Below are 22527 nucleotides of genomic sequence, written 5' to 3'. Positions count from 1 at the left end.
AGCAGCGAACACTCACAACTCCGCTGAAAAAGACACATCGCGGCAGGCCGCGACCGGCCTTCCTACATCCCGACCGCTGCCGCCTCGCGCACTTCCAGATTGAAGGCTGCTGCCAGCAGGGCGCGGGTATAGGGCGTCTGCGGCTCCTCGAAGATGTGCTCGGCACTGCCGCGTTCCATCACCTTGCCATCCTTCATCACCAGCACCTGATGGCTCATGGCGCGTACCACGCGCAAATCATGGCTGATGAAAAGATAAGTGAGATTGTGGCGCTGCTGCAGGCCGCGCAGCAGATCGACGATCTGCGCCTGCACCGACATGTCGAGTGCGCTGGTTGGCTCGTCCAGCACGATGAAGCGGGGCTTCAGGACGAGCGCGCGGGCAATGGCGATGCGCTGGCGCTGGCCGCCGGAGAATTCATGCGGGTAGCGGTGGCGCATCTCGGGCGTCAGACCGACTTCCTCAAGCGCGGTGGCAACGCGGGCCTCCCGCTCGATGCGGGTGAGGCCGGGTTCGTGCACCTCCAGCCCCTCGGCAATGATGTCCGCCACGGAAAAACGCGGGGAAAGGCTGCCGAACGGGTCCTGGAAAACCAGCTGCATCTGCCGGCGCAGCGGGCGCATCTGATTGAACTGCCAGCCCTGGATATCCTGCCCGTCAAACCGGATGGCCCCTTCGGAGCGCAGCAGGCGCAGTAGCGCAAAACCGAGGGTGGATTTGCCCGACCCGCTTTCCCCCACCACGCCGAGCGTGGTACCGGCGGGGATGGCAAGGGAAACACCATCCACCGCCTTCACATGATCGGTCACCCGGCGCATGAGCCCGGTTTTGATGGGGAAGTGCACCTTGAGGTCGGTCGTCTCCACCAGAAGCGGTGCGGCGTCATTGGCCGGGGCGACGGCCCCCCTGGGTTCCGCCGCCAGCAGGTGGCTTGTATAGGCATGCTGCGGGGCGTCGAAGACGGAGGCGACAGCGCCCTGCTCAACGATCTCGCCCCGGTTCATGACGCACACACTATCAGCCACCTTGCGCACAATGCCGAGATCGTGGGTGATAAGCAGCAGCGCCATGCCGAGGCGGCCTTGCAGCTCCTTGAGCAGGGCGAGGATCTGGGCCTGGATGGTGACATCGAGCGCGGTGGTCGGCTCGTCGGCGATCAGCAGGTCCGGCTCATTGGCGAGCGCCATGGCGATCATCACGCGCTGGCGCTGGCCGCCGGAAAGCTCATGCGGGTAACTGCCAAGTCGGCGCTCCGGCTCCGGGATGCCGACAAGATGCAAAAGCTCCAGCGTGCGGGCGCGTGCCGCCGTGCGGCCAAGGCCCTTGTGCAGCCGCAGCGTTTCCGTCACCTGCTTCTCAATCGTGTGGAGCGGATTGAGGCTGGTCATCGGCTCCTGGAAGATCATGGCGATACGGCCGCCACGGATGCGCCGGAGCTCCTTCGCAGCGGCGCCGATCATCTCCTGACCCGAGAACTTCACCGAACTGCCGGCCGTGTGCCGGGCCGCCGGATAGGGCAGCAATTGCAGGATGGAGGCGGCGGTAACTGACTTGCCCGATCCGCTCTCCCCCACCAGCGCCAACGTCTGCCCGCGCTCCAGCGTGAAGGAGACATTGCGCACGGCATGAACGACAGCGCCGGTGCCGGCAAAATCGACACCGAGATGGCTGACGGCGAGCAGCGGATGCTTTGACATGGGCGTGCTCACTGGCCGGACCCTCCTGCCGGGGGAAGGGCGGTCGCGGCTTCGCTCGTAACCGGCGCGATGGTGCCAGGGGCGGGGCCGCCGGTGGTCTTGCGCGGATCGAAGGCATCGCGCACCGCCTCGCCGACGAAGATGAGCAGCGAGAGCATGATCGCAAGGCTCATGAAAGCAGTGATGCCGAGCCATGGCGCCTGCAGGTTGGATTTGCCCTGCGCCAGCAACTCCCCCAGCGAGGGCGAGCCGGGCGGCAGGCCGAAGCCGAGAAAATCCAGCGAGGTGAGCGTGGTGATCGAACCATTGAGGATGAAGGGCAGGAAGGTGAGCGTTGCCACCATGGCGTTGGGCAGCATGTGGCGGAACATGATCTTGGCGTTGGAGACGCCAAGCGCGCGGGCCGCCCGCACATAATCAAGGTTACGGGCGCGCAGGAACTCGGCGCGCACCACGCCCACCAGCGACATCCAGGAAAACAGCAACATCAGGAGCAACAGCCACAGGAAGTTGGGCTGGATGAAGCTGGACATGATGATGATGAGGTAGAGCGTGGGCATGCCCGACCAGATTTCGATGAAACGCTGGAAGGCAAGATCAACCCAGCCGCCGAAGAATCCCTGCACCGCCCCGGCCAGCACGCCGATGACGGAGGAAGCTGCGGTGAGCACCAGGCCGAAAAGGACAGAAATGCGGAAGCCATAGAGCAGGCGGGCGACGACATCGCGCCCCTGATCATCCGTGCCCAGCCAGTTGACCGCTGAGGGCGGTGCGGGGGCGGGCACCGGCAGGTCGTAATTGATGGTGCGGTAGGAGAAGGGGATGAGCGGCCACACCATCCAGCCCTTTTCCTTGATGAGGTCGGCAACATAGGGGTCGCGGTAATCCGCCTCGGTCGCGAACTCGCCGCCGAAATCCGTCTCCGGATAGGCATGGAAGATGGGGGTATAGAACTGCCCGTCAAAGCGGATCAGCAGCGGCTTGTCGTTGGCGACGAATTCCGCGCACAGGCTGACGAGGAACAGGACCAGGAAGATCCAGAGCGACCAATATCCGCGGCGGTTGGCCTTGAACTGGGCCCAGCGGCGCTGGTTCATCGGGGAGAGGGAGGAAAGGAGCTTCATACTGTGCGCGCCTCAAAATCGATGCGCGGGTCGACCAGCACATAGGTGAGGTCGCCGATGAGGTTCAGGATCAGGCCGAGGAAGGTGAAGATGAAAAGCGTGCCGAAGATGACGGGATAATCCCGCGTCAGAGCCGCCTCGTAGCCCAGCAGTCCCAGCCCGTCGAGCGAGAAGATGACCTCGATCAGCATGGCGCCGGTGAAGAGGATGCTGATGAGCGCCCCCGGCATGCCGGCAATCACGATGAGCATGGCATTGCGGAAGACATGGCCATACAGCACGCGGCTTTCGGTAAGGCCCTTGGCGCGTGCGGTGATGACGTACTGCTTGCTGATCTCGTCGAGGAAGGAATTCTTGGTCAGCATCGTCAGCGTGGCGAAGCTGGAGACGATGAGGGCGGTGAGCGGCAGGGCAAGGTGCCAGAAATAATCGCCTATCAGTGCTGGCCAGGAGAGCTCGCGCCAGTTGTCGGAGAGAAGTCCGCGCAGCGGGAACCAGTCGAGATAACGCCCGCCGGCAAAGATGACGATCAGCAGCACGGCGAAAAGAAAACTCGGGATGGCATAACCCACCACGATCACCCCGCTCGTCCACATATCGAAGCGTGAGCCGTCCCTTACCGCCTTGCGAATGCCAAGCGGGATGGAGACGAGATAGGAGATGAGCGTGGTCCACAGACCCAGCGAGATGGAGACCGGCATCTTGGAGATGATGAGGTCGATAACGCTGGTATCGCGGAAGAAGCTCTTGCCGAAATCGAGGTGCAGATAATCCCGGATCATCAGGAAGAAGCGCTCATGCAGCGGCTTGTCGAAGCCGAACTGCTTTTCCAGCTCCTTGATGAATTCCGGCGGGAGGCCGCGGGCACCGGGATAGCGGCTGGAGCCGACACCGTTAAGCTCGCCCTGGGCGGCCGTCGCGTCCTGCGCCGACTGGAAATCGCCGCCCCCGCCGCCGATGCGGGAGGTGGGGTCCGCCCCCATGCCCTGAACCTTGGCGATCACCTGCTCGATAGGCCCGCCGGGGGCGAGCTGCACGATCAGGAAGTTGAGCGCCATGATGCCGAACAGGGTCGGGATGATGAGCAGAAGGCGCCGGACGATATAGGCGAGCATAAGGCGGCGGGTTCCGTCAGCGTTTGAGGGCGGCGTCGAGCGCCGGGTCCACCCACCAGGTATCCATCACGGGCAGGCCATAACGGGGCGGGGTGGCCGGTCGGCCCAGCCTGTTCCAGTAAGCGATCCGATAAGTGTCGTCAAAATATGTCGGAATGACGAAGTAACTGTAGAGCAGAACGCGGTCGAGCGCCTTTGCCGCGGCCTGGTTGTCTTCAAGTGTCCTTGCGCCGACGGCATCTTCCAGCAGGGCGTCGATGACCGGGTTTTTCGAGCCGACGAAATTCTCTTCGCCCTCGGTGTCGGCGGTGGCCGAACTCCAGAGGCTCAGCATCGGCACGCCGGCCGGCACCATCGAGCGGATGCCGAGATAGACCATGTCATAGTCATGGGCATCCATGCGGCGCACATAACCCGGCGTATCCATGAGCCGTACGGTCGCATCAATGCCGGCGCGCTTCAGGTTGACGGCAAAGGCGTTGATGACCTTCTCGAGGTTCGGCGACACGAACATGATCTCGAAATGCATCTGCTCGCCGGCGCTACTCACCAGCTTGCCATCCTTCACCTGCCAGCCGGCCTCGGCAAACAGATCAAGCGCGCGCCGCAGATTGGTGCGGATGTTTCCGTCGCCCCTGGTTACCGGCAGCGTGAAGGGTTTGGTGAAGACTTCTGGCGGCAGCCGGTCCTTGAAGGGTTCCAACAGCTCAAGCTCCTTGCCCTCCGGCAGGCCGGTCGCGGCCCAGTCGGAATTGGGGAAGTAGGAGGTGATGCGCTGGTAGAGATTGTAGTGGATGGTCTTGCGCGCGGTCTCGAAATCATAAAGCTGGGTCAGCCCCTCGCGTACCCGCACATCGTCAAACGGCTTGTGGCGGGTATTCATCCAGAAACCCACAAACCCGGCCGGGTCCTTGTTGGGGATCGCCTCCAGCTTCAGCCGGCCATCGCGTACCGCGGGAATGTCAAAGCCGCTCGACCAGTCGGCCGAGCTGGTGATCTGCTGATAGTCGATCAGGCCACCCTTCAGCGCTTCCTGCATCACCGACGGATCGCGGTAATAGTCGTAGCGGATTTCGCCCCAGTTCTGCAGGCCGCTGTAAAAGGGCAGGTCCTTGCCCCAGAAATCCGGCACCCGCTCATAGGTGATGGAGCGGCCGGCATCGATGCTCTTGACCCGGTAGGCGCTGGAGCCGAGCGGCGGCTCCAGGGTGATGGCGGTGAAGTCGCGGGTCTTCCAGTAATGCTCCGGCAGGATGGGGAAGATGCCGGCGAGGATGGGCATCTCCGGCACAGTGTTGTCCGGGGCGATGGTGAACTTCACCGTATAATCATCAAGCGCCTCGGCCTTGGTGATGCTGCCGAAGCGGGCGCGAAAACGCGGGGCGCCCTTTTCCATCAGGGCATTGAAGGTAAAGACCACGTCATGCGCGGTGATGGGCACGCCATCGTGGAATTTCGCGTCGCGTCGCATTTTGAACAGTGACCAGGAGCGGTCGGGCGCGACCTCGATGGTTTCGCACACCACGCAGTAATAGGTGGTGAGCTCGTCGGAATTGCCGGACAGCAGGCTGTCATATAGGAGCCCCAGCCCCACGGCCGGGTTGCCCTTGACGATCATGTCATTAAGGCTGTCGAAGGTGCCGAAGGCCGAAAGGCGCAGTGTGCCGCCCTTCGGTGCATCCGGGTTCACATAGTCATAATGTGTGAAGCCGGGCGCATATTTCGGCGCTTCGCCATAGGTAGAGATGGCCGCCTGCGGGCCCGTGGGCAGGTCCTGCGCCAGCGTCGGGACGGCAAGAAGGCAGGCTGCGAGAAGCGCACCAGGAAGGGCGCGCCAGCGGAGTGGGGGGCGGCGGGCATCGGTCATCGTCGCTCTCCTCAAATTCAGGGCGGTGGCTGAAGCTTTACGGGGCCGGCTTTGCCTGCGGGGCCGTCTGCCACCAGAGCTCCGGGAAACCGTCGCCATAGGTTGGCAGCTGGTCCGGGTGGGCAAAGCGGTTCCAGTAGGCGACACGGATCTTCGAATTGTACCAGTGCGGCACAACGTAGAAGCCCCACATCAGCACACGATCAAGTGCCCGCGTGGCGGTGGTGAGGCGCGGCAGATCACCCTGTGCCTTCAGCACCTCATCGAGCAGGGCATCGACCACCGGGCTCTGGATGCCGGACCAGTTGCCGGTGCCGTCCACGGTCGCTTCGCTGCTCTTGAAGCGGGAGACGAGTTCCGGTCCCGGCGGGGGGAAGAAGGTGGCGTTGACGACGGTTGCGTCAAAATCGAACTTGTCCATCCGGCGCTGATAGGTGGCACTGTCCGGTATGGACTGGATGTTCGCCTCGATGCCGATGCGGCGCAGGTTCTGCACCCAGGGCTGGGTAACACGTTCCATCGCCGGGCTGTCGATCATCACGGTAAAGCGCAGCGGGTCGCCGGCAGCGTTGATGAGTTTGCCGTCCTTCAGTGTCCAGCCGGCCTCCTTCAAGAGGTCGAGCGCCTTGCGCATGTCGCCGCGGACGTTGCCGCTGCCATCGGTCTTGCTGACCGGCACAGGTTGGGTGAAGAGATCAGGCGGCAGCTGGTCTTTGTACTTCTCCAGCAGCGCCTTTTCATCACCTTCCGGCAGGCCACGGGCGGCGAAGTCGCTGTTGCGGAAGAAGCTGTCCGTACGGGTGTACAAACCGTACATCAGGTTCTTGTTGATCCACTCGAAGTCGAACAGCATCGAGAGTGCCTGGCGCACATGGATATCGTTCAGCGGCGGACGGCGGGTGTTGAGATAGAAACCCTGCATGCCGCCCGGCACATGGTTGGGAAACTCCACCTTCTGGATGCGGCCATCCTTGACGGCCGGCACATCAAAGCCGGTGGCCCAGTCGCGCGAGCTGTTGACGTCGATATAGTCGTAGGAGCCGCCCTTGAAGGCTTCGAAACTCACATCGAGGTCCTGGAAGAAGATGTCCTTGATGGTGTCGAAGTTGTTCTGGCCGACGGCGGTCGGCAGGTCTGCGGCCCACCAGTCCTTCACCCGCTCATAGGTGATGGAGCGGCCGGGATCGACGGATTTGATCTTGTAGGGGCCGGAACTCGGATAGGGGGTCAGCGTGCTGTGCGCCGGGTCCTTGCCCTGGCTGCCATCCCACCAGTACCGCGGCAGGGGGGAGAGGCCGGCTGCGGTGATCAGCGCCTTGCGGGTATGGGCGCCAAGCGTAACCTTCAGCGTGTGGTCATCGATGGCTTCGGCGGAAGCGACATCCTGATAGACCGAGCGCAGGAACGGGTGCCCTACCGTCTTGATCGTCTCCAGCATGAAGACAAAATCGCCGGCCGTGATCGGGTGACCGTCGGAATAGACCGCTTTGGCGTTCAGGTGGAAAACGGCCTCCGACAGGTCATCGGCCACCTCCACGCTTTCGGCGATCTGGGGATAGGCACTGGAGAGCTCGTCTTCCGAATTCACCATCAGCGCGCCCTGCGTCAGGGCGATATCACGGGGATAGTCGCCCTGCAGGATCCAGTAATTCAGCGTATCGAAGGTGCCAAGGCCGCGCAGCGTCAGGTCGCCGCCCTTGGGCGCATCGGGATTGGCATAGGGGAAGTGCTTGATGTCCGGGCCGTAAAGCGGCTCGCCATATTCGGCGAGCGCCGTCGCCTTGTGCATCTCCACCGCTTGGGCCGCCGGCACCGCTCCCATCGCTAGCGTACCGGCGAAGCCCAGGGCGCCGATCATGGTCCGGGAAAAGGCGAGCGCGGCTCTTGGCAAGGAAACCTCCGTTGCGGGGGGACGTCGTCAGGCCCCAGCTTAAAGCCCGGCCCTGGAAAGGAAACCCGCTATTCTGAAGCAGGTTTCATGGGGAGCCGGCTTCTGTCGGAAGTTCAGCCGCCCGCGAGCTTCTGCAGGGCGGCCCGGTGCAGGGCCGGGGAGGCGGCGGCCACCACCTTGCCTTCGCTGCCGACATTGAGCTGGGCGCCCGTCCAGTCGGTCATGATGCCGCCGGCGCCGGTGACGACGGGCACGAGAGCGGCATAATCATAAACCTTGAGGCCCATCTCCACGACGAGGTCGAGCCCGCCGAGGGCGAGCTGGCCGTAGGAGTAACAATCACCGCCATAAAGGGTGAAGAGCACCGAGGTGGCGAGCGCATCGAAATGCGCCTTGCCAGTAGCGCTGAAATATTGCGGGCCGGTGGTGCCAAGGCGGGCGCGGGATAGGGTGGAGGCCGGCATGACCTTGACCGGCTTGCCGTTATGCGTGGTCTGCTGGCCAGTGGCACCAACCCAGCGCTCGCCGCTGATCGGCTGGTTGATGACACCCATGACCGGCACGCCGTTGTGGAGCAGGGCGATCAGCGTGGCGAAGGTAGGTCGGCCGGTGATGAAGGACTTGGTGCCGTCGATGGGATCGATGACCCAGACGAGTTCCGCGTCGGTGCGCTCGCGGCCAAATTCCTCGCCGATGATGCCGTGGTCCGGCACCACCTTGTTCAGCAGCTCGCGGATTTTCTCTTCCGCGCCGCGATCCGCGACGGTCACGGGGCTGGCGTCATCCTTGTCGGTAATCTCCACGCCGCTGCGGAAAAAGGGGCGGATGACCTCGCCGGAGGCATCGGCCAGCTTGTGGGCGAGGGCGATGAGATCGGCCGGAACGGCAGCAAGCGGGGCGGAGGTCATGAGGGCACCTTTTGGGGCTGGCGCGGGACAATTCAGTCGTTACCCCCACCGGCCCTCCGGGCCATCTCCCCGCTAAGGGGGCGGTTTCTCCTTCCCCATTCAGGGGAAGGTGCCGCGCAGCGGCGGATGGGGGTAATGAGTTGATGCCCGAAAACGCCCTTGCCTGAAAGGCAAAACAAAACCCCCGCCGGGCAAGCGGCGGGGGTCTCGGGTTCTTCAGGTGGCAGCCGGCCCTCAGGGCGTCGGCAGCGGCACCGGGTTCGGCGACTGCTGACGCAGCCAGGCCAGCAGGTTGGCGCGGTCGGTATCCTTGGCGAGGCCGGCGAAATTCATCTTGGTGCCGGGGATCACCTTCTTGGGATTATGCAGGAAGGCGTTCAGCGTCTCGTAATCCCACTTCTCGCCCTTGTGCGCGGCCATCGCGTCGGAATAGGCGAAGTCCATGCTGGCGCGCTCGCGGCCGATGACGTTGTAGAGATCGGGGCCGACCTTGGTGCCGGCACCTTCCGCGAAGTTGTGGCAGGCAGCGCATTTCTTGGAGACGGCCTCGCCGGCGGCCGGATCGGCGCTGGCCAGCAGCGGCGCGATGGGTGGCAGCGGTGCGTCTTCTTCCGGCGCGGCGGCCGAGGCATTGCCGAGCACCGAGGTATCGACCTTGATGACGTTCTCGGCCAGGTGCTCGGGATGCACCAGCGCCCGGGCGAGGATGCCCGCGACCATCGCAATCAGCCCGGCTACCAGCAGGGCCGCAAAAATCTTGTTAAATTCCAGATTCCCCATAAGCCTGCGCCTTTCATGCTTGCGGGGGCGTCAGTCGGCCCACCCGTCCAGCAAGTCGTCTCGTTATTATTGCCGCCCTTTGTTTCCTCGACCTTGGTCTTTTCTATAATGGCGGCGGCTGCTTACAGGTAAACCACAAGGCCGGAGCGGTTGCAAGCGAGCCCGGCTTTGCCACCTGTCCTGAAAGCCCGGAAAGCAGCATGAGCGGCAGGATGTGATGCGCCGCCGCATCGCTTTCGCACTTGACCCCTGACGGTAACTGTCGCATCCGGCTCAGGGCACTCCGCCCCCTGTAACGAGGGTGCCATAACCATAAAGCAGCCACCGGTGCCGTCATGAACCAGGAAGCCCTTATCGTCATCCCCGCCCGCATGGCCTCCACCCGCCTGCCGGGCAAGCCGCTCGCCGATATTCACGGCGTGCCGATGATTGTGCAGGTATGGCGCCGGGCGATGGAAGCCGGTATCGGCCCTGTGCTGGTGGCGGCGGCCGAAAAGGAAATTGCCGATGCGGTGATTGCGGCCGGCGGCGAAGCGGTGCTGACCGACCCGGCACTGCCGTCGGGCTCTGACCGTGTGTATCAGGCAGCCGAGCGCTTCGACCCGGAAGGCCGGTTCGATGTTGTCATCAATGTGCAGGGCGATCTGCCGACGATCGACCCGGCGCTGATCCGTGCCGTGTTTGAGCCGATGGCCAATCCGGCAGTGGATATCGCCACCCTCGCCACCGTGATCGATGACCCGGCCGAGCGCGCCAATCCGAGCGTGGTAAAGGCCGTGCTGAATATCGCGCCGGGCCAGAAGGTGGGCCGCGCACTCTATTTCACCCGCAACCCCGCCCCGCATGGCGAGGGGCCGATGTGGCACCATATCGGCCTTTACGGCTTCCGCCGCGCGGCCCTTCGCCGCTTCGTCTCGCTGGAGCCGGCCACCATCGAGAAGCGCGAGAGTCTTGAGCAGCTGCGCGCGCTGGCCGATGGCATGCGCATCGATGCGGCCGTTGTCGAGGGCGTGCCCTTTGGCGTCGACACGCCGGCGGATCTTATCCGCGCCCGTACCTTGCTGGCGGTGCGCTGAACCTTTCCCCTCAACCATTAACCTTCACTTCAACCGCGACACCGGAGCTTTTGCCGACCATGTCCGCTACCCAGCAGTCCAATCCCGCCAACACCATCTCCTTCCAGGGTGCCCCGGGCGCCAATTCGGATATGGCGTGCCGCGTGGTGTTTCCCGAGATGGATACACTGCCGTGCGAGGATTTTGAGGGCGCGTTTGCGGCGGTGCATGAAGGCCGGGCCCGGCTTGCCATGATCCCGGTGGAAAATTCCATCGCCGGCCGCGTGGCGGACATCCATCACCTGCTGCCGGAAGGCGGGCTGCACATCATCGGGGAATATTTCCACCGTGTGGTGCACAGCCTGCTCGCCCTGCCGGGTACCAAGCTGGACGACCTTGCCGAGGTGCACAGCCATGTGCAGGCGCTCGGCCAGTGCCGTGCAGGCATCCGCGCCCTCGGCCTGAAGCCCATGGTTGCTGCCGACACCGCCGGCGCGGCGCGGGACATCGCCCAGTGGGGGGATCGCTCCAAGGCGGCGATCGCCAACCGCCTTGCCGCCGAGATCTACGGGCTCGACGTGCTGCGCGAGGGCATTGAGGATACGGCGCACAACACCACGCGCTTCATCATCCTGTCGCGCGAGCCGCAGGTGCCGAAACTGGGCAGCGGCACGGCGATGACCTCCTTCATTTTCCAGGTGCGGCAGGTGCCGGCCGCGCTCTTCAAGGCGCTGGGCGGTTTTGCCACCACCGGCATCAACATGACCAAGCTCGAATCCTATGTGGACGAGCATTTCTCGCAGGCGCGTTTCTATGCCGAGGTCGAAGGGCATATCGACGATCCGGCGATGAAGATCGCCATGGAAGAGCTCGAGTTCTTCGCGGAATCGATCAAGGTCATGGGCTGCTTCCCGGCGGCGCCCTTCCGCACCGCCAAGGGCAAGTAAGCCGCGCCTTATTCCATCAGCTCGCGGCGCAGGCGAATGCCTTCGGTCAGCTCCACCCATTTGGGTTTGGTGCTGGTGAAGTAGAAGGTATCGGGCGGTGCGATATCGGGGTTGGTGAGGCAGCCGCCCATCACCCCGATGCTGCCCGGCATGGCGTCGAGCACGACATAGATTGTGCAGTCACAGGCCGTGCAGACATGGGCGAATTCCCGCCGGCCCTCCGGCCGCGGCAGGGCCTTGACCCGCAATTCACCGCCGAGCTTGCGTACGCCGGCCTCGGGATAAAAAGCGGTGTAGCTGAAGGCACTGCCGGTTGCCCGGCGGCAGCTGTCGCAGGCGCAGGCATTCACCTGGACCGGGGCGGCGGTAATCTCCAGCGATACGGCGCCGCAGCGACAGCGGGCGCCCTGTTCGGGCAGCGGATCGGCAGCGGACATGAGGGCGTCTCCCGGAATGGTCTTTTCCGGGAGGCTAGCCTATTCGCGGCAAATTGAAATCTAAAGCCGGCGCAGGGCGTTGAAGCCGCCGGAGCGGCCGATGACATCGACGATGGGGTCGATGGTGACCATCATCCGGTGCTGGTTGGCATGGATCATGGTGGTGGCATCAATGGCGATGCCGACATGGCCGGGGAAGAACAGAAGATCGCCGCGCTTTGCCTCGACCTTCTCCCACCCGGTCCCGATGAGGGTGCCGACCACGGCCTGCTGCATGTCGGCATCGCGCGGTGCGGTGCGGCCGATGGCGGCAAGGCAGATCTGGGCAAGGCCGGAACAATCGAGCCCGACGCCGGAACGGCCGCCCCAGAGATAGGGCACACCGAGGAAGAGTTCGGCGACACTGACCAGATCGTCCATGTTTTCCGCTGCGCCGATGAGGTGCGGGCGGTAGACCCAGCCGGCGCCGGCAAGGCGGGCATATTTGCCCTCTTCTTCCAGCACCGTTACGCCGAGCGACAGGCCGAGGGTGCCGAGAACGGCGGTCTTGACGCTGGGGCCGGCGAAAACCAGCGAGCGGCAAACGGCGATGCGGTGGGTGGCAACCGGCGGCTCGCCAGCGGCAAGCGCATCGGCGCGCACATAACCGACATAACCGTCGACCATGCTCTGCACCCAGGCAAAACCGTCCTTCGTCTCCAGAATGTCGACGCGCTCGTTCAGCAGCAGTTCGCTGCCAGTGGGGGCGGCGGCATCCGGGCGCACCAGCAGGGGGGCGGAAAGGGCGCTGACATGGGCACGCTCCGGCACCACATAGCGCGCGGCCTCAACGGTGCCGCGCAGATAGTCAGCGGCCAGGTCGGCGCGGTAAGGATTGCAGCGCGCATCCGGCAGGGCGGCAGCGGGAGAAGCGGCAAGTGCGGACATGCTGGGCAAACCCGATGGATAAGAGAGGGAGCGGCCTTACTGGGCCGCCTGCGTACCCATCTCGGCCTTGCGGGCAGCGAGGTCAAGCTCGGCCTTCACCACCATGTCGGCGAAATCACTGAGATAGACCGAGCCCTTGACGGTGCGCTGGACGAGGACGTTGCGGCGGTCTTCCTCATCGCGCTTGCGCTTGAGGAAACCTAGCTGGCTCAGACGGTCGAGCGCGCGGGTGATGGCGGGTTTGGAGACGTTGAGCTTCGCCGCGAGACCGCGCACCGTATGGGGCGGCGGCTCGATATAGACGATGAGCATGACGGCGAACTGTCTGGCGGAAAGGTCCGGCGTATCCCGGCGCACCGATTCCGTCAGCGCACCGCACCACACTTCAAGGGGCTTTAAGTCCCGCGCCATTGATCACCTTTGGCTCCCGTGTGCCTCCTGCCCGGCTGGCGGGACGGAAGCCTCTTGCTGAAAGGCATCATACAGGGCTGTTTCGGCAGCGCAATGAGGGGAAGGCCGTGAAACCTCCCCCTCGGGCAGTTTTTTTGGAAAAGGCCGGCTAGCCTTATGCCCCCTGCTTAGGCCTTGACGCCGAAACGCTTTTCGATGAACGCGGCGACGGCGCGCAGGCCCAGAGCCTCCCCGCCTTCCGGGCGGCCGGGGCGATTGCCGCTGTTCCAGGCAAAGGTGTCGATATGCACCCAGTCGATGCCGGCATCGACGAAGGCATCAAGGAAAAGCGCCGCCGTGATGGCGCCGGCCATCGGCATGTCGCCGGAGTTGTTGATGTCGCCGACCTTGCCACGAATCGATTTACGGTAGCCGTCCCAGAGCGGCAGGCGCCACATCGGATCGGCCGCGCCCTTGCCGGCGGCAAGCAAGGCTTCAGCGGTAGCATCTTCGCGGGCGAACAGGGCCGGCAGGTCCGGGCCGAGCGCGACACGGGCAGCGCCGGTGAGCGTGGCGAAGTCTACCAGCAATTCCGGTTTTTCGCTGGACGCTTCGGCCAGCGCGTCGGACAGGATGACGCGGCCTTCGGCATCGGTATTGCCAACCTCGATGGTAAGGCCCTTGCGCGAGGCCAGCACATCGAGCGGACGGAAGGCGTTACCGGAGACGCTGTTCTCGACAATCGGCAGCAGCACACGCAGGCGCACCGGCAGGCCGAGCGCCATGACGATGCGGGCGACACCCAGTGCATGGGCGGCGCCGCCCATATCCTTCTTCATCAGGAGCATGCCGCTGGAAGGCTTGAGGTCATAGCCGCCGGTGTCGAACACCACGCCCTTGCCCACCAGGGTGACACGCGGTGCGTCTTCCTTGCCCCAGCGCAGATCGACAAGGCGCGGCGCGCGGTCGCTGCCCCGACCGACGGCATGGATGGCCGGGTAGTTTTGCGCCAGCAGATCATCGCCGACGATCTCGGCATAGGAAGCACCGAACTCCTCGGCCACGGCCTTTGCCGCTGCCGCGAGTTCCATCGGGCCCAGATGGTTTGCGGGGGTGTTGACGAGATCGCGGCAGAGCAGGACGGAGCTGATGACCGCGCCGGTGCGTGTCTCGTTGGCCGCTTCCGGCCAGACGAGGCGGGCGGTCGCCGGCGCCTTTTCTGCCTTGTAGAGGTCAAAGGCATAGGAACCGAGGCCCCAGCCGAGCGCGAGGGCATTGGCAGCCGTCGCGGAGAGAGCGCCACCCGGCCCGGCGGCCTTCCACAGGCTGGCCGGTAGCCGCTTGGGCAGGTCGGCAAGGGCGAAGGGATCTTCCAGCGAGGCGGCGACATAAACGGCTGCTGCCTTGCCGCCGGTCTCTCCGGGCAGGAGCGCGAGGCTGCCGGCCTTGCCGGTGAAACCGCTGGAGGCGAGCCAGTCGAGCGTCGCCGGGCTTTGGCCCGCGCGCCAGGCATCAACCTCGCTCGCCAGGATGAGGGTCAGGGAGAGGGCGGAGGCAGCCTCGGCAGAGCCGGAGGAAAGGAGCGTGGACACGGGAGACGCAATCTTTCTTGAATGTCGTTCAGGGAGACTCTGGCCAAGGAGAATCCGGCCAAGGAGAATTTGGCAGGGAAACCCGGCGCGCCCCGGAAGGCGCCGGCACGGGCTAACCAGCGCCAAGACTGCCTCAGCCGGCACCGGCAGGCCAAGCGGCAATTCGCGGGCACGTTTGCCCGCCGGCCCTTGCCGCTGTTGACCGGGCCCCTGCGCTCGGCCAACGTCGCTCGCGTCAGCCTCTGACCCCTATTTATTCCGGAAGGAAATTCTCATGAGCGGGCTTCAACTCATCATCGGCGACAAGCGTTTTTCCAGCTGGTCGCTGCGGCCGTGGCTGGCGCTGGTGCATGCCGGTGCCGAGTTCACCGAAGTGGCGATCAAGCTGCGGCAGCCCAATACCCGCGAGGAAGTGCTGAAGGTTTCTCCCAGCGGCAAGATCCCGGCGCTGCGCCTTGAGGGCGGCGCGCTGGTCTGGGACAGCCTTGCCGTCTGTGAATGGGTGGCAGAGGCCTATCCCGCCGCCGCGCTGTGGCCGGCCGACCCTGTTGCGCGCGCGGTTGCGCGTTCCGCCGCGGCAGAGATGCACAGCGGCTACCAGGCGTTGCGCTCCAACATGTCGATGGATGTGGCTGCAATTGCGCCGGGTGAGGGCGAGACGCCGGAATGCCGGGCCGATATCGACCGGATCGTAGCGCTGTGGAGCGAGCTGCGCGGGACCTATGGTGCCGGGGGGCCTTATCTCTTCGGCAGCTTCAGCATTGCAGACTGCATGTTTGCCCCGGTGATCTTCCGTTTCCGCTCCTATGTGCGCGGCCTGCCGAAGGTGGTTGAGGATTATATGGCGGCGATGCTCGCCCATCCGGGCATGCAAGCCTGGGATGCGGCGGGCAAGGCAGAAGCGGCTGCGCCCTGATATCGCCGGCAACCTGACGCCCCAAAAGGAAACCCCCGGTCTTTGCGCCGGGGGTTTTGTTTCTGGAGCGCCGCCGGACAGCGGGCGGTCAGGAACGCGGCGCCGGGGCTGGAACCGGAGCTGCGCCGGGGGCGCCGCCGGCAGCTGGCGGGGCTGCCAGTTCCGGCTGGGCGCCTTCCAGCAGGTGGGCTTCCTCGTAATAGCGCCGGGCGCCCGGGTGCAGCGGCACGGCGAGCGTCGTCAGCGTGTTCGTGGGGTCAAGCGTGATCGGGGTCGGCCGGCGCGGGTCGGCCAGCACGGCAAGGGTGGCCGGGTTCCACAGCGCCCGGGTGATCTCGAACACCAGATCCTCCGGCTCGTCCTTGCGGATGAGCAGCAGGGCGCCCATGCCCACGGTCGAGGTTCCTTCATCGACGCCGGGATAGATATCGGCGGGAATTTCCGCATGGGTCAGGAAGGGCTGGCGTTCGACCATATCCTCGGCCGGCGTGCCGTTCAGCGGCAGGAAGCGGATGTCGAGGGCACGGGCAAGGTCTACCAGTACCGGCATCGGGTCGCCGCCGGTTACGAACATGGCATCGATCTCGCCATCGGCCAGCATGTCACCGGACCGGGCCGGGCGCTCATAAACCGGCTTCAGTGACTTTTCGCCGAGCCCGTAGGCGGCCAGCACGTTGCGGGCATCGGTAAGTGTGCCGGAACCATCCGGCCCCAGCGAGACGCGTTTGCCCTTGAGCTCGCTGACCGATTTCAGCGGGCTGTCCTCGCGCACCACGACATGCACGGTTTCGGTATAGAGGCTGGCAATCAGGCTCAACTGATCGGCCGGCGGTTTGCCGCCATAGGGGCCGGAGGAGGTACGGGCCCAGTAGGCCACATTGGCCTGCGCCAGCGCGGCATCAAGGTCGCCCTTCTGCAGGCGGTCGACATTCTCGACGGAGCCGTCGGTTGCCTGCGCAACCGCCAGAAGATTATCGACACCGCAGCTGCCGCCACGGTCACACGGCCGCGCGCCAGGCGGGCGCGACAATGCATTGGCGATCAGGCTTCCGAGAGGAAAGTAGGTGCCGCTGGTGGTTCCCGTGCCGATTCGCAGGCCAAGCGGCTCGTTGCCCGCGTTCGCATTGCCGGTCTGCTGCGCTCCCGCAACCCCGGCCCCGATGGCGACAACTGTCGCCACGGCGATAACCCCTGCCAGACGGACCCCCCGATCCGTAAAGCACCAGCGCATGATGTGGCCCGCCTTGAAAACAAAAGGTTCAACAATAGCTGCCGGGCAAACCGGGGAGGGGGTTCGTCCTGTTCCCCCGGGGTGATGCGACATGAGCCGTACCCTGCCCGCAGGACTAATAGACCACCTCTCCGGTGCGCCGTTAAGCTGGCCGGAAGCATAGTCACAAGAGCATACAGGCGCAGGACAGCCGCCGCCCACCCTTTTCCGGAACATCTCCCGGACTAAACGGATTTTTCAGCCCGGGTGTTGCAGGCTTAAGCGCCCTGCTGCAGCCCCTTGAGAACAGAGGCGACATTTGCCCCGAGGGCAGCCACCGCATACCCGCCTTCCATGATCACCGGCATCGGCAGGTCGAGGCTGGCCAGCTGGCGGCCCAGGGTGACAAAATCCTGCGCCTTGAAGCGGAAGCGGCTGATGGGATCCTCTTCGAAAGTATCGACCCCGAGAGAGAGCACGACGACGCTCGGCCCGAAGGCGCGGATAGCATCGAGCGCCGTGTCCAGCGCCGCGGAATAGGCTTGCCAGTCGGTGCCTTCGGGCAGCGGCAGGTTGAGGTTGGTGTCCGCCCCGGCGCCGGTGCCGGTTTCGTCCGCGCGGCCGAGGAAGAACGGGAAGGCATCTTCCGGGTCGGCATGCAGGGAGACGTACTGCACATCCGCACGGTCATAGAAGATGGCCTGGGTGCCGTTGCCGTGATGATAATCGACATCCAGCACGGTGATCCGGCGATGGCCGCTGGCAATCAGCCACTCGGCGGCGATGGCTGCGTTGTTGAGGAAGCTGTAGCCCATATACATCTGCTTGCCGGCATGGTGTCCCGGCGGGCGGCAGAGGCCGAAGCAGTAACGTGCGCCTTCATGCACGCGCCGCGCGGCAGTAAGGGCGACCTGAGCGGAGGCATAGGCGGCGCGCCAGGTGCCGGCAGTGATGGGGGTGCCGATATCGGCGCAATAAAGCCCCAGCTCACCATCGATGCTGCGCGGGCGCACACGCATGAGTTCCGGCTGCGGCCAGGCGAGCGGCATGGCATCGCCCGGACGCCCCGCAGCCTGCCAGCGGTCCCACACTCCTCTCAGAAACTCGACATAGTCGCGATCATGCACGGCGAGGATGGGGCCGATGCCGAAATCTTCCGGCGGGCTGACATTCCCCCCTTCGCTGGCCGCCACCGCGGCAAGGATAGTTTCGGCGCGGCCGGGATGCTCGAAGCTGGGCCCGAGCTTGCCGCGGTTGAACTCCGCAGCGGCATGATGGGCAAGCTGGTCGGGGCTGAAGATGATGTCCATGGGGGAAAGACCCGCAGGTTGGCGCAAAAGGAGGCGACACCCTATCGCAAGGCCGATTGGCCCCCAAGGCCTATCGGAGGCTGTTATTTCAGCGGCAAATACAGCTCGGCGACGGCCTCATGCTCGGGCACTTCCGGAAAGAAGCTGAGGCGCTGGCAATAGAGCGGGAAGTCCCGGGTCTCATCGCCACTTGCCGGCAGCCAGTCGCGGTAAAGAAAGAGGGCGGCGGGCTCAAGATTGTCGGTATTGCCGACAACGCGCAGGACCGCGCAGCGCCCGCCCGGAATTTCACCGGCCCTGACATCTTCGCCGAAGGTCTCGACCGGCCGGTCGGTGCCGGCGCAAAGGTCGACGCTGTAATCCGCCGGGGAAGCCGGCCGCGGCTCCGAACGCCAGACATTGAAGGTGGCACTGGTCCGGGGGTGAAGGCCGGCGGCCCGGCGCCAGGCGATGAAACGCTGGATGGTGGCGCCGAGTGTTGCCGGGACGCCGCGATGCTCCATGATCGCGACCCTTGTGGCCGGCACCTCGCGGATCATCACGTCACCGGGGGTAAACAGCTTCTGCATGAGCTTGCTCCTCGCAGTATCGAGAGGCCCGAAGGCCGCAAGCCACGGCTCCCAGTCGGGAGCTTTGCGGAACGCGGAGGGCGATTGCCCGAACCGTTGCCGGAAGGCGCGGGCAAAGGCATCCGGTGCGTCGTAACCGGCATCGAAGGCGATGTCGGTCACGCGCTCCTCCTGCCGGTACGCGAGCCGGTATGAGGCGCGCTTCATCCGGGCAAGCTGGATATAGCGGTGCACGGACAGCCCGAAGGTTGCCGTGAACTGGCGGTGGAAGTGAAATCTGGAGAAGGCAGCGACAGTGCTCACCGTTTCCAGATCCAGTTCGCCGTCCAGATGCCGGTCGATATGATCCAGCGCCCGCTGCATCCGTGCCTGATAGTTCCGAAGCGCCGCGTTCATCGTTCCATCCTTCGTGGCGGCATCAGCTAAACCCGGGCCGGCAGGACATGCTCGACCGATCTTGCGATTTGGTGCGCGCGGGGCGCGGAACAATGCCACAAAAGCTGGACAGCGTGGACTCGTCGCCAGAGTGTCTGCCTAGCGTGCGAGCCAGTTTACGAAACGGGAGCGGCTGGTTTCTCCCTGTTGCAAGGTGCGACGCGCCTTCAGCAGGTCATGGCGCGAGAGGATGCCGACGACCTTGCGGCTGTCACGTTCGATGATGGGGATGCGGCCGATGCCGGACTTGACCATCAGATCGGCGACGAAGGCGCTGGGGCTGTCGGGATAGGCGACGGGCTGGGAAGCGTCCGACAGGGTTTCGGCAAGCGCGACCTCCGGCGATGCCCCCTCGACCTGCCAGCGCAGCGCATCGCTGCGGGAGAGGAGGCCGAGCAGCTGGCCCTCGGCCGTTACCACCGGATAGCTGCGATGTGTTGCCTCGCCGGCAAAAAAATCAAGCGCCTCGCCGATCCGCATCGAGCCGGGCAGGGTGTCGGGAGCGGGCGTCATCAACTGGCGGGCCTGCAGGAACTCCAGCATGTCCACGCTGTACTCCTGCAGGATATGGCGGCCGCGACGGGCGATCTTTTCGGTGAGAATGGAGCGCCGCATCAGCAGCACGCTCACCCCGTAGGCACCGGCGGCCGCGGCAACGGTCAGCGGCAGCGCTTCGAAATGGCCTGTAAGCTCGGCGGCAAAGAGTGCGCCGGTGATGGGCGCGCGCATGCCGCCGCTCATGATGCCGGCCATGCCGATCATGGCCCACATGCCGGCCGGCCCGGGGAGGAAGTGGCCGGCCACGGCACCGAGCGCACCGCCAAGGATCAGCAGCGGCGCAAGCACGCCGCCGCTGGTACCCGAACTCAGCGCCACCAGCCAGATGACGGCCTTGACCACCAGCAACAGCAGAACGGCATGCCAGCCCATGCTGCCACTCAGCATGTCGCGGATGCTGGCATAACCCGGGCCGAGGGCATGGATATCGACCAGCCCGCCTAGAGCCACCGCCACCGAGCCGATCAGCGGCCACCACATCCAGTGCAGCGGCAGGCGGTGGAAAAGGTCTTCCAGTCGATAAAGCGCACCGGACAGCACGGCCGATTCAAGGCCCATCACCAGCCCGAGACCGGCGGCCAGCAGCACAGGAAGCGCGCCGCCCGGAACCGTGAAATCCACGGCAAACATTGGCCCGGCATCAATGAGGGTCGGCCGCAGCACATGGGCGACCAGCACCGCGACCACCACCGGCACGAAACTGCGGGGTTTCCACTCAAATAGCAGCACCTCGACGGCCAGCAGGATGGCTGCCAGCGGGGTGCCGAAGATGGCGGTCATGCCGGCGCCGGCGCCGGAGACGAGCAGCGCCTTGCGTTCAGCTGCGCTCAGCCGGAAACACTGTGCGAAGAGGGAGCCGATGGCGCCCCCGGTCATGATGATCGGCCCTTCCGCCCCGAAGGGGCCGCCGCTGCCGATGGAAATAGCGGAAGAAACGGGTTTGAGAATGGCGACCTTCAGCGAGAGCCGGCTTTCGCCGAAGAGAATGGTTTCGATGGCTTCCGGAATGCCGTGGCCGCGGATTTTCTCCGAACCATAACGTGCCATGAGCCCGACGGTGAGGCTGCCAATCAGCGGCACGAGCAGTATGAGGACGACGGCCGGCGCACCGGAAATTTCCGCCGCTTGGGCTGACAGGCGCCCATACCAGAAGAGATTTGTGGCAAGGGCAATCAGCTTCAGCAGCGCCCAGGCGCCGAGGGTGCCGCCGGCGCCGACCACAAGCGCCATTGCGGCCAGCATGACCATGCGCAGGTCGGCAGTATGGTCGCCGAGCTGGTGGCCTTCGGCGCTGTTGGCGGCTTTACGGGTCATGGGGACAGTTCCGGTTGGTCGGCAGAGCGGGGGGCAAGGCGGCGCGCTGCCCGATGCCGCGCGAAATTGGGCGTTCCCGGAAGGCAAGACAAATGCATATTATTGTGCATTGGCAGAAAAAATATTGCTTTGAAACCTGGCGATCAGCGGGCCGCCGCCAGATGCCGGGCGACAGCAAGCACGGTACGGCAGAGCGTGTCGTCGCGGATGCGCGCGGCAAGCTGCGCCAGCCCGGCGGCTTGCGCTGCCTGCGCCTGGTCCAGTTTGGTGAGGCGCGCGGCGGCCGGCCCGGGGGCGGAGTCCTCAGCGGGCAAGCCGCCCTGCCCGGCAGGGGGCAGGACGGCACCGAGCTGCCGCAATATCCGCCGCAGGGGCAGGCGCTGGCGCAGCCCGGTATCACGCACCTGCCGGGCGCGGGCTTTCAGCGCCGGATCGGCTGTCTGCGCAATCAGCCCGTGAGCCGCGCGGGAAATGGCGGCGAGGTCTGCGGCGGTGCGGATGAGTGCGGCGATGAGCTCGTTCCTGCCGGCAAAGCCGGCATAAAGGTCGCCGGCTTCGGCAAGGTAACAGACGGGAGAGGCGGGCTTTTCACTCACAGTGCAATGGCCGCGGCGGCGCGCAGCCCGCTGCGGATGCGCGCCATCAGCCCAGGGTCGGCCTTGGTGGAGTGGACGACATGGGCGGAATAGGAAAATTCAGGACTTTCCGGCACCAGCACCAGCCGTCCCTCCTCAAGATGAGAACGGATAAAGCCCTTGCGAAAATAGCCGCTCCCGCCCGCAGCCAGGATGTAATCGAGAGCCAGCGGGCCGTAGCTGACGGAAACCACGGCTGGCGGCTGGTCGGGAAAGGCGGCCTGATAGCTGGCGGCGAACTCATCCCCCCAATCGATCTGTACATGATCTTCCGCGGCAAGCGGTTCATCGGTAGGCGGGGTGCGGGCGTGGACGAGTTTTTCCTCGAACAGCAGTTCGGCGATTATTCCGGGTCGGCGGGGGGAGGCGTAAAGCACGGCGACGTCGAGCGAGCCATCCTGCACGCGTTCCATCAGCCGCTCGGAGCTGTCGATCCGGGTGTCGATGGCGATTTGCGGACATTCCCGCCGCATCCAGAGCAGCCAGTGTCGCAGCAGCGGATTCCACAGGCTGAGCTCGGCACCGATGGTAACCACTGTCTCCCGGCCGGGCGGCAGGGCGACCGACTGACGCGCCCGGTCCCACACCTGCACCAGCGTGGTCGCAAAACGCAGGAACTGTTCGCCCGCCGGGGTGAGTTTCGCGCCCGCCTTGTTGCGGATGAAGACGGGTCGGTCGAGGCGGCTTTCCAGGGTCCGGATGCGGGCGCTGACGGCGGTCTGTGTCAGGTTGAGATTGGCTGCGGCTGCCACGAAGCTGCCAGTCTTGACGATCTCCAGGAAGGTACGGGCGACGTCGATATCCATCGAGCAATATTCTTTATATTAAAGCGAAATTATATTCGTTTGAT

Annotated in this window: 20 protein-coding genes; 3 read left to right on the top strand and 17 right to left on the bottom strand. The window is 64.9% G+C overall.

The window, feature by feature from the left end; genetic code table 11:
• Positions 1 to 62: 62 nt before the first annotated feature.
• The 7 genes from QTL98_RS16460 to QTL98_RS16430 form a co-directional block, all read right to left on the bottom strand.
• The gene (locus tag QTL98_RS16460; protein ID WP_445679555.1) at positions 63 to 1697 is read right to left on the bottom strand and encodes an ABC transporter ATP-binding protein; all 1635 of its coding nucleotides are present in this window, start codon (positions 1695 to 1697) and stop codon (positions 63 to 65) included.
• A gap of 8 nt (positions 1698 to 1705) precedes the next feature.
• Complete coding sequence (locus tag QTL98_RS16455) at positions 1706 to 2821, bottom strand: ABC transporter permease (RefSeq protein WP_445679554.1); 1116 nt, start codon at positions 2819 to 2821, stop codon at positions 1706 to 1708.
• Positions 2818 to 3936 carry a microcin C ABC transporter permease YejB gene (locus QTL98_RS16450; protein ID WP_445679553.1) on the bottom strand — a complete coding sequence of 373 codons (1119 nt, stop codon included), beginning with the start codon at positions 3934 to 3936 and terminating at the stop codon, positions 2818 to 2820. Before QTL98_RS16450 ends, QTL98_RS16455 begins: the two co-directional genes overlap by 4 nt.
• A 16-nt stretch (positions 3937 to 3952) precedes the next feature.
• Complete coding sequence (locus QTL98_RS16445) at positions 3953 to 5803, bottom strand: extracellular solute-binding protein (RefSeq protein WP_445679552.1); 1851 nt, start codon at positions 5801 to 5803, stop codon at positions 3953 to 3955.
• Between the two features lie 37 nt (positions 5804 to 5840).
• Positions 5841 to 7694: an extracellular solute-binding protein gene (locus QTL98_RS16440; RefSeq protein WP_445679551.1), complete on the bottom strand. Its 1854-nt coding sequence runs from the start codon at positions 7692 to 7694 to the stop codon at positions 5841 to 5843.
• A gap of 113 nt (positions 7695 to 7807) precedes the next feature.
• Entirely contained in the window at positions 7808 to 8602 is a 795-nt protein-coding gene (gene hisN, locus QTL98_RS16435) for a histidinol-phosphatase (protein WP_445679550.1), read from the bottom strand.
• A 234-nt stretch (positions 8603 to 8836) separates the two neighbouring features.
• Positions 8837 to 9382 (bottom strand): c-type cytochrome, encoded by a 546-nt coding sequence (locus QTL98_RS16430; protein WP_445679549.1) that lies wholly within the window; start codon positions 9380 to 9382, stop codon positions 8837 to 8839.
• A 335-nt stretch (positions 9383 to 9717) separates the two neighbouring features.
• On the opposite strand from QTL98_RS16430, the gene QTL98_RS16425 reads away from it, so the two are divergent.
• Both QTL98_RS16425 and QTL98_RS16420 read left to right on the top strand, forming a co-directional pair.
• Positions 9718 to 10458 carry a 3-deoxy-manno-octulosonate cytidylyltransferase gene (locus QTL98_RS16425; RefSeq protein ID WP_445679548.1) on the top strand — a complete coding sequence of 247 codons (741 nt, stop codon included), beginning with the start codon at positions 9718 to 9720 and terminating at the stop codon, positions 10456 to 10458.
• 59 nt (positions 10459 to 10517) lie between these two features.
• A complete protein-coding gene (locus QTL98_RS16420) occupies positions 10518 to 11384 on the top strand; it encodes a prephenate dehydratase (protein ID WP_445679547.1) in 867 nt (288 codons plus the stop codon).
• Between the two features lie 8 nt (positions 11385 to 11392).
• On the opposite strand, the gene QTL98_RS16415 is transcribed toward QTL98_RS16420, so the two are convergent.
• The 4 genes from QTL98_RS16415 to QTL98_RS16400 all read right to left on the bottom strand — a co-directional run bounded on the left by QTL98_RS16415 (position 11393) and on the right by QTL98_RS16400 (position 14730).
• Complete coding sequence (locus tag QTL98_RS16415) at positions 11393 to 11821, bottom strand: GFA family protein (protein ID WP_445679546.1); 429 nt, start codon at positions 11819 to 11821, stop codon at positions 11393 to 11395.
• Between the two features lie 60 nt (positions 11822 to 11881).
• A complete protein-coding gene (locus QTL98_RS16410; RefSeq protein ID WP_445679545.1) occupies positions 11882 to 12748 on the bottom strand; it encodes a C40 family peptidase in 867 nt (288 codons plus the stop codon).
• Between the two features lie 36 nt (positions 12749 to 12784).
• Positions 12785 to 13159: a MarR family transcriptional regulator gene (locus tag QTL98_RS16405; RefSeq protein WP_445679544.1), complete on the bottom strand. Its 375-nt coding sequence runs from the start codon at positions 13157 to 13159 to the stop codon at positions 12785 to 12787.
• 167 nt (positions 13160 to 13326) lie between these two features.
• A complete protein-coding gene (locus QTL98_RS16400; protein ID WP_445679543.1) occupies positions 13327 to 14730 on the bottom strand; it encodes a leucyl aminopeptidase family protein in 1404 nt (467 codons plus the stop codon).
• Positions 14731 to 15004: 274 nt separating this feature from the next.
• Here QTL98_RS16400 and QTL98_RS16395 point away from each other — a divergent pair, with 274 nt between their 5' ends.
• Positions 15005 to 15646 (top strand): glutathione S-transferase family protein, encoded by a 642-nt coding sequence (locus QTL98_RS16395; protein WP_445679542.1) that lies wholly within the window; start codon positions 15005 to 15007, stop codon positions 15644 to 15646.
• Between the two features lie 88 nt (positions 15647 to 15734).
• Here QTL98_RS16395 and QTL98_RS16390 read toward each other — a convergent pair whose 3' ends face one another.
• The 6 genes from QTL98_RS16390 to QTL98_RS16365 all read right to left on the bottom strand — a co-directional run bounded on the left by QTL98_RS16390 (position 15735) and on the right by QTL98_RS16365 (position 22483).
• Positions 15735 to 16826, bottom strand: a complete 1092-nt coding sequence (locus QTL98_RS16390; RefSeq protein ID WP_445679541.1) for a TAXI family TRAP transporter solute-binding subunit — start codon at positions 16824 to 16826, stop codon at positions 15735 to 15737.
• Between the two features lie 308 nt (positions 16827 to 17134).
• Positions 17135 to 18166 carry a histone deacetylase family protein gene (locus tag QTL98_RS16385; protein ID WP_445679540.1) on the bottom strand — a complete coding sequence of 344 codons (1032 nt, stop codon included), beginning with the start codon at positions 18164 to 18166 and terminating at the stop codon, positions 17135 to 17137.
• Between the two features lie 83 nt (positions 18167 to 18249).
• Positions 18250 to 19131, bottom strand: coding sequence for an AraC family transcriptional regulator (locus tag QTL98_RS16380; protein WP_445679539.1), 882 nt, complete (start codon positions 19129 to 19131; stop codon positions 18250 to 18252).
• A gap of 138 nt (positions 19132 to 19269) precedes the next feature.
• Positions 19270 to 21042: a chloride channel protein gene (locus QTL98_RS16375; protein ID WP_445679538.1), complete on the bottom strand. Its 1773-nt coding sequence runs from the start codon at positions 21040 to 21042 to the stop codon at positions 19270 to 19272.
• A 143-nt stretch (positions 21043 to 21185) separates the two neighbouring features.
• Positions 21186 to 21638, bottom strand: coding sequence for a hypothetical protein (locus tag QTL98_RS16370; RefSeq protein WP_445679537.1), 453 nt, complete (start codon positions 21636 to 21638; stop codon positions 21186 to 21188).
• Entirely contained in the window at positions 21635 to 22483 is an 849-nt protein-coding gene (locus QTL98_RS16365; RefSeq protein WP_445679536.1) for a LysR family transcriptional regulator, read from the bottom strand. Before QTL98_RS16365 ends, QTL98_RS16370 begins: the two co-directional genes overlap by 4 nt.
• Positions 22484 to 22527: the final 44 nt, after the last annotated feature.

Source organism: Radicibacter daui (genome assembly GCA_030657355.1).
In the GTDB taxonomy this organism is placed as follows: Bacteria; Pseudomonadota; Alphaproteobacteria; order Radicibacterales; family Radicibacteraceae; genus Radicibacter; species Radicibacter daui.
Note: the sequence above shows the minus strand (reverse complement) of the source record. Positions and strands in the feature narration are given on the sequence as shown.

What these genes read in the sequence shown, in the direction of transcription:
- QTL98_RS16450 (WP_445679553.1), bottom strand. Translation starts at nt 3,936, where the DNA reads ATGCTCGCCTATATCGTCCGGCGCCTTCTGCTCATCATCCCGACCCTG.
- QTL98_RS16405 (WP_445679544.1), bottom strand. Translation starts at nt 13,159, where the DNA reads ATGGCGCGGGACTTAAAGCCCCTTGAAGTGTGGTGCGGTGCGCTGACG.
- QTL98_RS16385 (WP_445679540.1), bottom strand. Translation starts at nt 18,166, where the DNA reads ATGGACATCATCTTCAGCCCCGACCAGCTTGCCCATCATGCCGCTGCG.
- QTL98_RS16415 (WP_445679546.1), bottom strand. Translation starts at nt 11,821, where the DNA reads ATGTCCGCTGCCGATCCGCTGCCCGAACAGGGCGCCCGCTGTCGCTGC.
- hisN (WP_445679550.1), bottom strand. Translation starts at nt 8,602, where the DNA reads ATGACCTCCGCCCCGCTTGCTGCCGTTCCGGCCGATCTCATCGCCCTC.
- QTL98_RS16425 (WP_445679548.1), top strand. Translation starts at nt 9,718, where the DNA reads ATGAACCAGGAAGCCCTTATCGTCATCCCCGCCCGCATGGCCTCCACC.
- QTL98_RS16365 (WP_445679536.1), bottom strand. Translation starts at nt 22,483, where the DNA reads ATGGATATCGACGTCGCCCGTACCTTCCTGGAGATCGTCAAGACTGGC.
- QTL98_RS16445 (WP_445679552.1), bottom strand. Translation starts at nt 5,803, where the DNA reads ATGACCGATGCCCGCCGCCCCCCACTCCGCTGGCGCGCCCTTCCTGGT.
- QTL98_RS16455 (WP_445679554.1), bottom strand. Translation starts at nt 2,821, where the DNA reads ATGAAGCTCCTTTCCTCCCTCTCCCCGATGAACCAGCGCCGCTGGGCC.
- QTL98_RS16380 (WP_445679539.1), bottom strand. Translation starts at nt 19,131, where the DNA reads ATGAACGCGGCGCTTCGGAACTATCAGGCACGGATGCAGCGGGCGCTG.
- QTL98_RS16430 (WP_445679549.1), bottom strand. Translation starts at nt 9,382, where the DNA reads ATGGGGAATCTGGAATTTAACAAGATTTTTGCGGCCCTGCTGGTAGCC.
- QTL98_RS16410 (WP_445679545.1), bottom strand. Translation starts at nt 12,748, where the DNA reads ATGTCCGCACTTGCCGCTTCTCCCGCTGCCGCCCTGCCGGATGCGCGC.
- QTL98_RS16460 (WP_445679555.1), bottom strand. Translation starts at nt 1,697, where the DNA reads ATGTCAAAGCATCCGCTGCTCGCCGTCAGCCATCTCGGTGTCGATTTT.
- QTL98_RS16375 (WP_445679538.1), bottom strand. Translation starts at nt 21,042, where the DNA reads ATGACCCGTAAAGCCGCCAACAGCGCCGAAGGCCACCAGCTCGGCGAC.
- QTL98_RS16395 (WP_445679542.1), top strand. Translation starts at nt 15,005, where the DNA reads ATGAGCGGGCTTCAACTCATCATCGGCGACAAGCGTTTTTCCAGCTGG.
- QTL98_RS16420 (WP_445679547.1), top strand. Translation starts at nt 10,518, where the DNA reads ATGTCCGCTACCCAGCAGTCCAATCCCGCCAACACCATCTCCTTCCAG.